The organism is Massilia sp. R2A-15 (genome assembly GCF_030704305.1).
Taxonomy (GTDB): Bacteria; Pseudomonadota; Gammaproteobacteria; order Burkholderiales; family Burkholderiaceae_D; genus JAFCUW01.
The window spans coordinates 1,285,269-1,298,984 of the sequence record NZ_CP131935.1 but is presented as its reverse complement, the minus strand read 5'-3'; the positions used below and the strand labels follow the sequence as shown (position 1 = coordinate 1,298,984).

The window sequence follows — 13,716 nt, the reverse complement described above, 5'->3', positions numbered from 1 at the left end:
CGCGGCCAGCTTACTGTTTCTCGTAAGCGCCGATGTCGAACGCGCCGCTCGGACGGGCCAGCCAGTCCTTGTCGGTGCTAAACATGGTCAGCGACAGTGCCTTGTTGATCATCGGGCTGCCGGCGTTCAGGTGGAAGTCACCGGCGGCCGCATTGACGAACAGCGGATTGGCACGCACCGCATGACGCTCGTTGGTGGTCGAAACGGCAAACTGGGTTGCGCTCATGTTCGAGCCCTTCCAGTTGATGTCGCTGGCGTTGCCCGAGAAGCCGTTATAGTCGCTGGTGAAATACGACGCATAGGCCGAAGCGACACGGATGCCGGCCACCGTGCTGTTGACGATCAGGTTGTTCTTGACGACGTACGGCCCGGTGCTGGTGGTGCCGTAGTTGAAGTCCATACCGTACTGCATGCCGTAGATCGTGTTGTTGTAGATCTGGGTGCTCTTGGCATCGCCGATGATCAGGCCCCAGTGCTGGGTCGCGCTGGCCGAGCAAGGATTGCTCTTGCTCTGCGAGCACTTCAGCGTGCCGCCGATCATCACGTTGTTGTAAATCTTGATGCCGTTCGAGGCAGGCGAATGGTAGGCCTGGATCGCCGAGCCGGCGGCACGGATGAAGCGGTTGTTGCGGATCGTGACGTTGGTCACGCCCGTGGCGATATAGATATGGTGATCCTGGGCGGTGTGGCTGCCGTTGTCGATCAGGGTGCTGTTCTGAATGGTGATGTCGTCCACCGGACCCACGCCGTTATGCAGGTCGATGGTGCCGTTGCCGTACTGGTCGGCGAAGTGCTGCGCGGTGATGCCATCGACGACGACGTGCGAGTTGTTCGAGAACACCAGGAAGTCGCCGTCGGTGCCGGTGTCGCCCCACTGGCCGTCGAAGACCGGGGTTTCGCCCGGATAGTTCCGGAACGTCACTGGCGCCGCGGCCGTGCCCGATGATTTCCAGATCAGGCCAGCCTGGCCATAGTACGTGCCGCCGCGCGCGCACAGGGTCTTGCCGGCAGTCAGTTTAGCGCTGGCGTACTTGACCGTCTTCCACGGCGAAGCCAAGGTGCCTGCGCCGCTGTCGGAGCCGGTCGGAGCGATGTAATAGGTGCAGGCAGCCGTCGCGGCCGAGCTGACCACGCCCGAGGTCGCCAGGAGCTTGTCGGCCGGCGCATCGGCTGGTGCATCGGTCGCGGCAGCTACGCTGGTATCGACGGCAACTGGAGCGCTGGTCGCTTCGTTGGCGACAGGTGCGGAGGACTGGTTCGTCGACGAAACCGCAGCGGCCTGGGTTGGCTGGGCGGTGCCGGCGCTCGTCGTGCCGCCGCCGCAAGCGGTCAACAGTACGGCAGCGCTGCAGCACAGCAAGGCGTGAACACGGCATTGCGAAGCGAAAGTAAAGCCTTTTTTCATCTGAAGATTCCTGACGTCATTTGTGTGAAGGAGTAGGTTTGAGTGGTGGAAAGTGCCTAAGTTCAATTTTTTCGCGGAAAAATTTCTGCGTCGTATTAAATGCGCAAGGACAATTTCTTTTTTGCATGCCCCTGGAATGCGCGACAGACGGCCAATCCCGGCAATGAAAAAACCCCTTGGGCGGCGACGCCCAAGGGGTTTCAAGAGACCGATCTCGGGTATGCCGAGACCACGGCCTGCTTACTGTTTCTCGTAAGCGCCAATGTCGAACGCGCCGCTCGGACGGGTCAGCCAGTCCTTGTCGGTGTTAAACATGGTCAGCGAGAGCGCCTTGTTGATCATCGGGCTGCCCGCGTTCAGGTGGAAGTCGCCCGCCGCCGCGTTGACGAACATCGGATTGGCGCGCACTGCATGACGCTCGTTGGTGGTCGAGACTGCGAACTGGGCCGCGGTCATGTTCGAGCCCTTCCAGTTGATGTCGCTGGCATTGCCCGAGAAGCCGTTGTAGTCGCTCGTGAAATACGGCGCATAGGCCGAAGCGACACGGATGCCGGCCACCGTGCTGTTGACGATCAGGTTGTTCTTGACGACGTACGGGCCGGTGCTGGTGGTGCCGTAGTTGAAGTCCATGCCGTACTGCATGCCGTAGATCGTATTGTTGTAGATCTGGGTGTCCTTGGCGTCGCCGATGATCAGGCCCCAGTGCTGGGTTGCGCTGGCCGAGCAAGGATTGCTCTTGCTCTGCGAGCATTTCAGCGTGCCGCCGATCATCACGTTGTTGTAAATCTTGATGCCGCTCGAGGCAGGCGAATGATAGGCCTGGATCGCCGAGCCGGCGGCGCGGATGAAGCGGTTGTTGCGGATCGTGACGTTGGTCACGCCGGTGGCGATATAGATGTGGTGATCCTGGGCGGTGTGGCTGCCGTTGTCGATCAGGGTGCTGTTCTGGATGGTGATGTCGTCCACCGGGCCCACTCCGTTATGCAGGTCGATGGTGCCGTTGCCGTACTGGTCGGCGAAGTGCTGCGCGGTGATGCCGTCGACGACGACGTGCGAATTGTTCGAGAACACCAGGAAGTCGCCGTCGGTGCCGGTGTCGCCCCACTGGCCGTCGAAGACCGGGGTTTCGCCCGGATAGTTCCGGAACGTTACTGGCGCCGCGGCCGTGCCCGACGATTTCCAGATCAGGCCAGCCTGGCCATAGTAGGTGCCGCCGCGAGCGCACAGGGTCTTGCCGGCAGTCAGTTTAGCGCTGGCGTACTTGACAGTTTTCCACGGCGAAGCGAGCGTTCCTGCGCCGCTGTCGGAGCCGGTTGGCGCGATGTAGTAGGTGCAGGCAGCCGTCGCGGCCGAGCTGACCACGCCCGAGGTCGCCAGGAGCTTGTCGGCTGGCGCGTCGGCGGCGGCAGGTGCGCCCGCATCGACGGCGACAGGAGCGCTGGTCGCTTCGCTTGCGACAGGCGCGACCGACTGGGTCGCAGGGCTGGTCGACGAAACCGCAGCGGCCTGGGTTGGCTGGGCGGTGCCGGCGCCCGACGTGCCGCCGCCGCAGGCGGTCAACAGTACGGCAGCGCTGCAGCACAGCAAGGCGTGAACACGGCATTGCGAAGCGAAAGTAAAGCCTTTTTTCATCTGAAGTTTCCTGACGTCATTTGTGGGAAGGAGTGAGTTTGAGTAGAGGAAAGTGCCGAAGTTCAATTTTTTGGCGGAAAAATTTCTGCGCCGTATTAAATGCGCAAGGACAATTTCTTTTTGGCATGCCCTTGGAATGCGCGGCAGACCCGCGGCAATGAAGTGCCGCGATGCAGGCGAGCAGTCGATGGGAAAAGAAAAAACCCGGGCGGGGCCGAAACTCCGCGCGGGTTTAGAGAGGTCAATGCAGGGGCTATCTGTGGGGCAGGTCCCCTGACCTTAACGCGAGTGGGCTAAGCGCGCTCGATCAGAACTCGTAAGCGCCGATGTCGACCGCGGCACCGCGTGTTCGTGCGACACCGGCGAAATCGCTTGCCGGCGCCTGGGCCGAGGTGCCCTTGTCGATCGCTGGCGAGCCGCTCAGGACGTGATAGTCGCCGGTGCCGTCTGCCCGGTAATTTGCAAACTGCGGGTTGGCCGAAACGGAGCCGCTGACGCTGCCGGCCACGCGCCAATTGCTTCCGCTGGAGGCAACGAGGTTATTGGCATAACGGTTGTTACCGCCCATTTTGCCCAGTTCGATAATCCCGTAGGCCGCGTTGTCATAGACGAGATTGTTGGCAACGTAATTGTTTTCGGAGCCAGTGGCCGTGGTGCCGGCATCGCCCTGCCCCAACAAGATGCCGTCCTTGTTATGGAAGGTCGTGTTGTTGACGATGGTGGACGCCGTCGCGCCATGCCATTGTTGAATGCCAGCCATGGCAACGCCGGAAACAATGTTATTCGTGACCAGATTGTTCGGGTTGGCGATATAAATCCCCTGCACCGTGTTGCAACGGCCAATCATCGAAGCACCGATGTTCCTGACCACGTTGCTGTCGATGACGACATTGCCGACTGGGCCATAGGTATCGATGGCTGCGCCGCCACTGCCATTGCAGCCTCCGCTGATGGTCAGGTCATGGATGAAGTTATTGCGCATGCTCAGGTAGGCGCCGGAGGCGAGGATCCCGTGACGGCCGGAACCGGAGATGTCGAAGCCTTCGATATCGACATAACTGCCGCGCGAGTCCCAGGTAATGCCGGTACCGGACACGACGATTTTCGCGCCCCATTTCACGTCCGAGACGTATCTGATACGGGCAGCCGAGGTTCCGCTCTTGCTTGTGATGATGCCGGCGTTACCCAGCGACGGAGCGGAGACGTTATAGACGCCGGGGGCGACGTGAATGACATAGCCGGCACCCGCGCGGGAGTCGGCCTTGGCGATGGTCTTGAAGGGCGCGGCCAGCGTTCCGGGGTTGGAGTCCGAGCCGGTGGTGGCAACATATAAGTGGTTGGCGGCGGCGGCGGGCGCAGCCGATTCCGCCAGGAGGCGGGTCGAATCGCCAGGGGTGGCCGCAGGGGCCGCTTGTGTGACGGACGGGGCCGTCGTGGCGACGGTAGAATTATCAGGAGGGGCAACAGTTGCGCCCGGGGCGGATTCAGTGCTGGACGGGATCGGCGCGGCAACGTTCGAGCTATTGGCAACCCCGGCGGATTGCCCGGACACGGCTGCGACGCTGTCGTTGGACGTGGCCGCTTGCTGGGCTGACTGGCCGCTGTCGGCGCTGCCGCCTCCGCATGCGGACAACAATACCGCGGCGCTGCAACACAACAGGAGATTAGCTTGAACAGTAGATGCTACGGATACGATCTTCTTCATTGGAAGTCTCCAACTCACGAGTGAATGAGCTAGTTGGAGCGCGAGTAACTTCCTTAGTTCAATTGTTTCGAGATAAATTTGTGCATGGTGTCAAGAGACTAAGGACACTTTCCTTATAGAAAACGTCCAAATAATGGGGAATTGCGCTGAGTTTTGCGCCGTCAAAAGCGAGGTTGATCGATCGTCTGCCGCGCCTGGCACTGGGCGGCGCAACGGATGGAGGGGCTGGCGACAGCGCGCTAGGACATGCGCCCGCCCGAGGCCGGCGTGCCAGCCGGACTCCACGGCGCCGCCCCGGCTTTGCTGCGCTGGGCGACGTAACCTGGACCGGTCAGCGCGAACAACACGAACAGCCACACCGACGGTTCGTAGAAGTACATCTTCTCGTTGAACGGCACCATCACCAGCAGGGTCCCCAACACCAGCCCATTGACCCGGACCAGCCGTGCAAGCATTCCCAGCAGCACAAGCGACACCGCCGCACCGCCCCGCGTGGCAAGGTTGAACAGGACGCCGATGTCCTGGTAGGAGCACCGGACGCAGGGATCGTTCACGAAACCGATTCCTACGAATTTTTCCTCGGCACTCGTGGCCCAGTACGCGGACATGCCTTCAATCCGGTGCGTCAGGCTGCCATCGGACGGTTGGTTGACAAACCGCTCCTCCAAGTGCGTGACGATCCCCGAAGCAAGCAGGTAGGTCGCGATCGCGGTGGCAAGGAGGACCAGGTGAATCGCCCTGACCTTCTTGCGCCAGAGGCAGAGGCCAAGAACCGTCACCAGCGGGACAAAATACACCGACGAGCCAGAATTGGTCAGGAAAATTCCGATGATCGACGCGCACGTCAGCAACACCAGCCGTTCGCTGAATTCCGAGACCAGCAGCAGAATTGCCAGCAAGCAGCCTATATAGTTCGCATAGGTACCGGGCTCAACTTGAAAACCGGCAAATCGCGTAATGTTCAGGTAGTCCTCGGAAAATCGGCTGTCCGAGCCAAACAGCATCTTGTGAAAGTCGACCATCCCGGCCGATGTCCCGTAAAACAGCACCGCCTGCAGCCCGATGAACAGCACGTTAAAGAACAGCAACCATCCGATCGCCGCCTGGAATTCCCGTCGCCAGTGGAACGAGGCCTCGTACATGATGATTGCCGCCGACATGTCGGCCAGGATGAGCAAGGCGAACTGGCCCGGGCCGGATATGATCACGGCTGCGTGCGCGACGATCAACAGCAGCATGATCAGCACATAAATGGACGGGGGGCGCAGCCGCACCGGCCGCATCACTGCCAACGGGAACAGCAGCGCCAGCGATGCGCCGGCCGCCAGGTACTTCGGCACCATCGAGGGCCGCGGACCGCCTTGCTCGAACGGCGTGAAGAAGAGGAACAAGGCGCAAAAAAATGCCAGGAACACCAGACGCGATTCAAGGCGGTTCGGCGTGTTCATGTCAGGGACCGGCGACGATGTCGGCCAGCGATTGGCCGAACTGCGAATAATTGCGGGCGGCGTTGAACTTGTTCTCCCAATCGGCGCGCGCACGCGTGCGGTACGCCGAGGAGGCCGCCCTGTCGCGAAAGCGCGCCAGCGCGCGCGCGATGGTGGGAACGTCCGCATCGGCCGGGATCAGTATCCCGTTGCTGTCATTGACAATTTCGCCGTTGCCGCCCACGTCGGTTGCCACCATCGGGATACCGACCGAACTGGCCTCCATCAGGCTGACAGGAATGCCTTCGCTCGAGCTCACGTTGACGATCACATCGAATTGCTTTTCCCGGTACAGCCGCATCACGTCCTCCTGCGCGAGGTAGCCCGTGAACACGACGGCGGCGCGGCCCTCCAGCTTCGAGCGGGCGTAGGCCCGCAATTCGTCATACAGCTCGCCGTCGCCGATGTGGGTCCAGCGGATGTCCAGCGATGGCTCCTCCTCCAGCAGATAAGCGATCGCGTCGACAATCAGGTGCAGCCGCTTCACGTCGATGACGAAGGAACACGAAACGATCGACAGCGAGCCCTCTTCCGGCTGCGCGTTCTCGAATCCGGGGTCGTCCACGCCCAGCCGCGAGGTGAAGCATTTGCGCGCAACGCCCGGGTGCTCGCGCCCCACGTAGGCGCGGCCATGGTCCGAGATGCTGTAGACCGCGTCGATTCCGGCCAGCACGCCCTGTCGCAAGCCCGCATAGCCACCGCTGCGCTGGTGCTCGTACAAATCTCCGCCATGGGCGCGCGAGACGATCTTGAGCGAGGGCTGGTACAGGTCGCGGTAACGGATCGCGCCCATGATTTCCGGGAACATCCAGTAGAAATAGACCAGGTCGATTTGCTTGTCCCCCTGCCCGCTCTGCTCGACCAGAAAGCGCTCGAACAGGCAGGCGCGGTACAGCGCCCGCACCAGTTCCTTCAGGTTCTCCCAGCGGTGCGCGCCGCGCGCGACCCGCAGCGCATCGCCGCGCCACGCGTACCTGCGCAGGCCCCCCAGCAATGAACGAACCAGAATGAAGCTTCGCTGCATGCCCCAGCGCACATTCGCGTACCCCAAATTGACCGGCAGCGCGGTAGGCCGCGGCACGCTGTCGGGCGAATAAAAGCTCGGCACCAGCTCGACATGCGTGAAGCAGCGCGAGAGATATTCCAGTTCTGCCCGAACGAAACCTTCGTTGTGCCCGTACGGGTAGGAGGTGGTTACCACGAGCATCCGTTTCCGTTTCATACTCGGGTCTCCATCAACAAGGATCCTGGCATTCGCGCGCGCCAACGGCGACTGCCCGCTTCGCTGCCATGATCTTTCGGTACATGGCAACGGTATACAGGGCAGTGATCGAAAACGCGACGGTCGAGGCGAGTGCCGCACCGCTTGTGCCCAGCACCGGAATGGCGAGCAAGCTGCAGACGACATTGATTGCCAGGCAAAGGAGCGCCCCTTGGATATTCACTTTTTGGTAACCCATTCCTGCCAGGGCATTGGAGATGATGGTCATGTAACTCCAGACGACAATTCCCGGCAGCAAAATGATGAACGGCGCAACGCTATCCCGGAAATCCTTGCCGAACGCAAGCGGAATCGCGAACGGCGAAAGGGCGGCAGCCACCAGCGCGCCAGCCAGGGTGACCTGCACCACCAGCGTCGCGATTTTCTTCACCATCGCCTCCAGGGCATCCGGCGACCGGCTGTTTGCGGCGGACTCGGGGAAGACGATCGCCGACGCGGCTCCCGAAAACAGCCACAGCACTTCGGCCAGCTGCACTGCAAGCGCATAGATTCCCGTCGCGGTGGCGCCCAGCATGAAACTGACAAGATACAAGGCGAGCCGATAGTGCAGGAAGGTAATGACGTTGCTGACATGGGCGCGCAGCCCAAATGAAATCGCATCGAACAATTGGTAATGCCCGGCGGCGCGAGGTTCGATCTTTCGGAGACGCGATTCGCTCATCAGCCAGAGCGATAGCTGGCCCATGATGTGGCAGGACAGCACCGCCACCACGTTGACGCTTCCCGTCACGCCCAATACGGCAACCGCGACGAAAAATACGAAGGGGTGGACCAGCAATGTCTTGTTATAGGTGCTGTAGTCGCGCTGGCCGCGGAACATCGACGACGACCAGGCCGCCAGCAGCAGCAGCGGAAACAGCACGCTGGCATACAAGGCCAGGCCTTTATGAATGCCAGGCAGGTAAGTGGCGATCTGCCGTTCGCTGCTTGCCGCCACCACCAGCGCGACCGCCATCCACAGCAGCAGCGCCAGTGTCCAGTTCACGGTGCGCATTCGTTGGGGATTGCCGACTCCGGAGCTCAGGTGGTAGACGTGGCTCGCGCCCAGGCCGAGGTTCAGAAATGCGTACAGCGCCTGGGGCAGCAACAGCGCCGTGGCCAGGATCCCGTTGCCCGCCGGCCCGAGGGTCCGCGCGATAATGCACGTCGCGGCAAGATACAGCGAGCCGGACATGATTTGGCGGGCGACCGTCGCGCCGATGGTTGCAGACAGGTTCAGGCGCGAATCCGGGGATCGCCCTAGTGAACAGGCTGCAAACAGGGTTTTCATCGTTGTCTTCATCATTGGCTTGGCGGGTGGTGCGCGAAACGGCATGGTCGATTATGGAAGGCTACAGATCTTCTCTATTGACACAACTCAAGCGGCCGGGACGAGCCCGACCATCCCCCGGGCGGCCGGCAGTACTATCATGGGACGCGGTCGCCTTGTTCTTGAACAGCCGTGGCGGCTACGCGAACGAAAGCAAGTTTGCCTCGATCCCTTTGCATTGGCCGTCATGAGCGTTTCTGAAACACAGGTGAAGTTCAGGAGGTTCCCCACAACCGCCTCCTGCGGCGCCGCCCTGCTGGCCATCTGCGGCGCCGGGTTGCTGGCGGTGCGCGGCGCAGGCATGCCGCAACCGGCCCTCGGTGCGGAAGCGCCCAACTACCACCTGTATGTCTCTCCGACGGGGTCCGATTCCAACCCGGGCAGCGCCGCCCTTCCGTTCCGCACAATCCAGCAGGCCGCCAGGGTCGCCATGCAGTCGACCACCGTCCACGTCGCACCCGGCACCTACCGCGGAAACGTCACCACCAGCACCAGCGGCACCGCGACGGCGCGCATCCGTTTCGTCTCCGACACCAGGTGGGGAGCCACGATCATCGGCAGCGGCACTGAAGCGACCTGGACCAACCGCGGCAACTACGTCGATATCGTGGGCTTCGACATCAGCGGCAGCGGCCGCCATGGCATCCTGAACTGGGCGTCGAACACCCGCATGTCCGGCAACCACGTGCACCACCTCTCCCTTTCCGGCGGCTGCACGGGCGACGGCGGCGCGGGCATCGTCAATGCCAACTATAGTGGCTCGAATGGCGACATCATCGGCAACGTCGTCCACGACATCGGCATGCCGGGCCAGTGCAATACCGTGCATGGCATCTACTCGTCCAATCTCGGCGGCGTCATCGCCAACAACATCGTCTACCGCGCCTCTTCCTATGGCATCCACCTGTGGCACGCGGTGCGCAATGTCGTGATCGCCAACAATACGGTGTTCGCCAACGGTTCGGCCGTTATGGGCGGCGGCATCGTGATCGGCAACGGCGACGCGCCCGGCGGGGTGGTCCTCGATTACGCCACCGTCATCAACAATATCGTCTACCAGAACCCGGGCGCGTCGATCAGGGAGTTTTGTTACGCTCAGGAGAAGTGCATTGGCGAGCACAACGTCATTGCCAACAACCTAGTCCATGGCAACGGCAGCGGTATTTCGCTGAAAGTCGGCAGCGACAGCGCCACCGTGCTGACCGATCCTCAGTTTGTCGATTTCAAGGCCGACGGCACGGGTGACTACCATTTGAAGAGCACCTCGCCGGCGGCCAACCAGGGACGCCTGGCCCTCGCTCCGGCCTACGACATGGACAACGCCGCCCGTCCGCGCGGCGCCGCGGTGGACATCGGCGCCTACGAAGACTTCTGATTCCTGGGGGATGGCGGCCGGCGCGCTGCACGGCGGCCCCGCGCCCGCGGGGCTACGCGGGCGCCGGCGCGCCCGATTGCGCTAGGCCGAGTAGGCAAGCTGGCCGGTGCTCACGTCGCTGTGGCGCGAGCGCAGCCGCAACACCATGTCGTTGAACAGCACGCCCTGCGGCGAGATGCCGGCATGGTTCAGGCGCTTGATCGACTCGTTGATGTCGGCTTCGGAGGTTACGCCGGCGCGCGTGATGATGAATACGGCGCCCGCGTGCGCGCCGATGATCAGCGCGTCGGCCACCGCCAGGATCGGCGGCGGGTCGAGCAGCACCAGGTCATAGTTGGCGCTGATCGCCTCCAGCATGCCGCCGAAATTCAGGTGCAGCAGAAATTCGGAACGGTTCGGCGGCAGCGCGCCGGTCGGGATGAAGTCGAGATTTTCCAGCACGCCGCGATGGATCACCTGGTCCACCGGCATCGCCCCGCTGATCGCCTGCGACAGCCCCTGCTCGCGGCCGACGCCGAAGTAATGGTGGAGGTGGCCGTTGCGCAGGTCCGCGTCGATCAGGAGCACGCGCTTGCCGCTGGCGGCCATCACAGCGGCGAAATTGGCCGACACGAACGACCTGCCCAGGTTGCGGGTCGGGCCGGCCAGCATCACGATATTGCTCTTAAAGTGAGGCATCGAAAACTGCATCGCCGCGCGGAAGCTGCGCAGGCTTTCGATGGCGGGGTCCTCGGGCATCACCTGCGCCAGCAGCGGCAGCACGGACCCGTCACCACGCATCTTGCGCACGAGCTTTTCCTGGTTGGCGCTATGCGGAATGGTGGCGTAGACGACGCGCGCGCGCAGCAGGCGCTCGATCTTGCCCGGCTCGTCGATGCCGCCCTTCATTGCCTTGCGCGCGAGCGCCATCGCCACGCCGAGGAACAGGCCGATCACCATCGCCAGCACGATGATCACCGGGCGGTTCGGCCGCACCGGCTTCTCAGGCGCCATCGGCGCGTCGATCATGCGCACGTTGCTGACCCGGCCCACCGATATCAGTCGCAGCTGCTGGGCCGTGTTCGACAAGGCCGTGTACAGGTCGGTGTTGACCTTGATCTCGCGCGTGAGGCGCGTTTCTTCCTGCTCGAGCACCGGCAAGGTGCGGATGCGCTTGGCCACATCATCGATTTCGGTGTCGACTTCCTTGCGCTGGCCATTGACGCCCTGGACGATCGGATGGTCCTCGGTGAAACGCGCCAGCAGCTCGGTCTTCTTCTGGATCAGGTCGAGCCGGCGCGCCCGTGCGGCGGCGGCCTGCTGAAGGCTCATGCGCGCTTCCTCGTGCAGGTCGATGGTGCCGTGGGCGTTGCGGAACTGGTTGTACTTCTCCTCCGACTGCTCCAGCTGGCGCTTCAGGATCGGCAGCTGCTGGTTCAGGAAAGCCAGCGACTTCTCGGCCTCCTCGGTCTTGCGCGCCAGGTTCTGGCGCATGTATTCACGTCCGATCGCCGAAAGCAGCCGGTTGATGCGCTTCGAGCTTTCGCCCTGCATCTTCACCTCGATCACGCCCGACTGCTTGCCCTGCTCGCTGATCACCATCGCGTTCTGGATGCGCTCGATGGTGCCCAGCCGCGACATGCGGCGCAACCGGAAGCGCGCGCCCGGCTTGGCCACCAGGTGATCGATCTTCAGCTCGACGCTGCCGTCGGTGGTGGGCACCATGTAGCGCTCGCCCACCGTGCCCTCGAAGGCGGGGGCGCCGCCGCCGCCGCCGAAGCGGTAGCGCTGGCCTTTCAGCGCGACGATGCTGAACTCGCGGTTCTGCAGCCCTTCGGGCACGTTGAAGGTTCCGACCTCGATTTCTTCACCGCCCCAGACATAGCCGCCCCAGCCGAAAATGCCCGGTTCCGACAGCTCGGTGCGGGTCTGGTTGGCGATCCACGATCCGGCGATCGGGAAATAGACAGGATCGACCTCGATGTACAGCTGCAGGTTGTCGACGGCCCGCGAAATGACCATGCGCGAGCGCAGCAGCTCCATTTCGGCGATCGCCGCCTTCTTGGTTTCGAACAGCGACGACGCCTCCGAGAGGATGTTCTTCGATGCGTTCGGGCTTTCCTCCTCGACGTGAATCATCAGGTTCGCCTCGTACACGGGCTTGGCGACAAGGGCATACACGACCGCCAGGAGAGTCACCAGCAAGGTGATGGTGCCGATCAGCCAGCGGCTGTCGTACAGGGTGTTGAACCAGTTCTTGAGGTTGACCACGCTTTCCTCGGAACCGATGTCGGGCGCGCGCGGGTCCCACTGCATGTTCAGTGTGGGCGGGTGATACAGTACATTGGCGACGGGATGTTGGGGGTTGAGATTGTCCATAATGACTCCTCGTTATGCTCAGGGCTTGGCAACCCCGACCGCGGAAGTGAGGGCGCCCGGTATCAGCAAGCTGAGGTTGCGGTGCCAGTTGGCCAGCGGCGAGGCGGCGACATACACGACGTCCTTGGGATGCAGCTCGAACCCCTCGGCCATCGCCAGCGCGCCGGTGAGCCGGGCGTCGAGCTGGTAGACGCGCACGCTGTCGGGATCGCGCCGCACCACATACACCTGGCGCGCGTCGCCCGACAGCGGGCTGACCCCGCCCGATTCGCCCAGCGCCTCGTTGAGCGTCAGGCGCCCGTTGTGCATCGTCAGCGCGCGCGGCGTGACCACTTCGCCGGTGACGAACACCTTGCTCTCATCGCGCGAGGCGACGCGCACCACATCGCCCGGCGCCAGCATCACGTTGCCCGGATTGATCCCCTTTTGCACCAGTTCGCGCATGTCGATGCGAAAGCGCTGCTCGCCACGTTCGAGCACGAGGCGGCTCTGGTCGGCCGTCGGCGTCAGGCCGCCGGCGCGGTTGAGCGCCTCGAGCAGCGTCATCGGGATGTCGTTGATGTTCTGCAGTCCGGGCGCCTTGACTTCGCCGTCGATATACACCCGCTTGCTGCGGTAAGCCTGCACGCGCAGGGTGACATTGGGGTGGGCGATGTAGCGCGCCAGCCGGTTGGCAAGGAAGTCGCGCGCCTGATCCTCGGTCATGCCGGCCAGCTTGATCGAGCCTGCGAACGGAAACTGCACCTTGCCGTCGTGGTCCACCACGAAGCCCTGCGGCGGCGCGCCGTTGCTGGCCATTTCGACGGCGCCCGAGGCGGGCGTGACGACGGTGCCGCCAAGTTCGGGGTGGTCCCACACGACGATGGACAGGATGTCGCCGGCGTCGATGCGGTACGGCGGCGGATTGGGCACCACCAGCCGCGACAGGTCCTGGACGACGACGGACTCGCGCGCATGTTGCTGGGCGGCGATCAGCTGGGGCGTGATCAGCTCGGTGGGAGGCGCATCTCCCGGCAATGCGGTCGATGCGCGGCTTTGCTGGCTGCCAGTGAGCGACCCGCAGCCGCCCAGTGCGAACGCCGTTGCCACACAGAGGGAAGTGGCGGCTTTACGATATAGTCTTATAGAAATTTCCATGATTTTTTGCCAATATGTCAGTTGCG

The 13,716-nt window shown here is 62.8% G+C and carries 9 protein-coding genes; 1 reads left to right on the top strand and 8 read right to left on the bottom strand.

What is annotated here, in order from left to right; all coding sequences use genetic code 11:
- Positions 1–10 precede the first annotated feature (10 nt).
- The 6 genes from Q4S45_RS05945 to Q4S45_RS05920 form a co-directional block, all read right to left on the bottom strand.
- The gene (locus Q4S45_RS05945; protein ID WP_305510066.1) at positions 11–1,405 is read right to left on the bottom strand and encodes a choice-of-anchor Q domain-containing protein; all 1,395 of its coding nucleotides are present in this window, start codon (positions 1,403–1,405) and stop codon (positions 11–13) included.
- Positions 1,406–1,645: 240 nt separating this feature from the next.
- Complete coding sequence (locus Q4S45_RS05940; protein WP_305510064.1) at positions 1,646–3,037, bottom strand: right-handed parallel beta-helix repeat-containing protein; 1,392 nt, start codon at positions 3,035–3,037, stop codon at positions 1,646–1,648.
- 307 nt (positions 3,038–3,344) lie between these two features.
- Positions 3,345–4,742, bottom strand: a complete 1,398-nt coding sequence (locus Q4S45_RS05935; protein WP_305510062.1) for a choice-of-anchor Q domain-containing protein — start codon at positions 4,740–4,742, stop codon at positions 3,345–3,347.
- A 239-nt stretch (positions 4,743–4,981) separates the two neighbouring features.
- Positions 4,982–6,190: a hypothetical protein gene (locus Q4S45_RS05930; RefSeq protein ID WP_305510060.1), complete on the bottom strand. Its 1,209-nt coding sequence runs from the start codon at positions 6,188–6,190 to the stop codon at positions 4,982–4,984.
- A gap of 1 nt (position 6,191) precedes the next feature.
- A complete protein-coding gene (locus tag Q4S45_RS05925; RefSeq protein WP_305510058.1) occupies positions 6,192–7,451 on the bottom strand; it encodes a glycosyltransferase in 1,260 nt (419 codons plus the stop codon).
- Positions 7,452–7,464: 13 nt separating this feature from the next.
- On the bottom strand, positions 7,465–8,781 hold the full coding sequence (locus Q4S45_RS05920) for an oligosaccharide flippase family protein (RefSeq protein WP_305510056.1): 1,317 nt from the start codon (positions 8,779–8,781) through the stop codon (positions 7,465–7,467).
- A gap of 226 nt (positions 8,782–9,007) precedes the next feature.
- Between Q4S45_RS05920 and Q4S45_RS05915 the strand changes: the two genes are divergently transcribed.
- Positions 9,008–10,195, top strand: coding sequence for a right-handed parallel beta-helix repeat-containing protein (locus Q4S45_RS05915; RefSeq protein WP_305510054.1), 1,188 nt, complete (start codon positions 9,008–9,010; stop codon positions 10,193–10,195).
- Between the two features lie 81 nt (positions 10,196–10,276).
- Here the strand turns inward: Q4S45_RS05915 and Q4S45_RS05910 are convergent, their stop codons facing one another.
- Positions 10,277–12,553 carry a polysaccharide biosynthesis tyrosine autokinase gene (locus tag Q4S45_RS05910; protein WP_305510052.1) on the bottom strand — a complete coding sequence of 759 codons (2,277 nt, stop codon included), beginning with the start codon at positions 12,551–12,553 and terminating at the stop codon, positions 10,277–10,279.
- A gap of 18 nt (positions 12,554–12,571) precedes the next feature.
- Complete coding sequence (locus tag Q4S45_RS05905) at positions 12,572–13,690, bottom strand: polysaccharide biosynthesis/export family protein (protein ID WP_305510050.1); 1,119 nt, start codon at positions 13,688–13,690, stop codon at positions 12,572–12,574.
- Positions 13,691–13,716 lie beyond the last annotated feature (26 nt).

What these genes read in the sequence shown, in the direction of transcription:
- Q4S45_RS05940 (WP_305510064.1), bottom strand. Translation starts at nt 3,037, where the DNA reads ATGAAAAAAGGCTTTACTTTCGCTTCGCAATGCCGTGTTCACGCCTTG.
- Q4S45_RS05910 (WP_305510052.1), bottom strand. Translation starts at nt 12,553, where the DNA reads ATGGACAATCTCAACCCCCAACATCCCGTCGCCAATGTACTGTATCAC.
- Q4S45_RS05935 (WP_305510062.1), bottom strand. Translation starts at nt 4,742, where the DNA reads ATGAAGAAGATCGTATCCGTAGCATCTACTGTTCAAGCTAATCTCCTG.
- Q4S45_RS05945 (WP_305510066.1), bottom strand. Translation starts at nt 1,405, where the DNA reads ATGAAAAAAGGCTTTACTTTCGCTTCGCAATGCCGTGTTCACGCCTTG.
- Q4S45_RS05925 (WP_305510058.1), bottom strand. Translation starts at nt 7,451, where the DNA reads ATGAAACGGAAACGGATGCTCGTGGTAACCACCTCCTACCCGTACGGG.
- Q4S45_RS05915 (WP_305510054.1), top strand. Translation starts at nt 9,008, where the DNA reads ATGAGCGTTTCTGAAACACAGGTGAAGTTCAGGAGGTTCCCCACAACC.
- Q4S45_RS05920 (WP_305510056.1), bottom strand. Translation starts at nt 8,781, where the DNA reads ATGAAAACCCTGTTTGCAGCCTGTTCACTAGGGCGATCCCCGGATTCG.
- Q4S45_RS05905 (WP_305510050.1), bottom strand. Translation starts at nt 13,690, where the DNA reads ATGGAAATTTCTATAAGACTATATCGTAAAGCCGCCACTTCCCTCTGT.
- Q4S45_RS05930 (WP_305510060.1), bottom strand. Translation starts at nt 6,190, where the DNA reads ATGAACACGCCGAACCGCCTTGAATCGCGTCTGGTGTTCCTGGCATTT.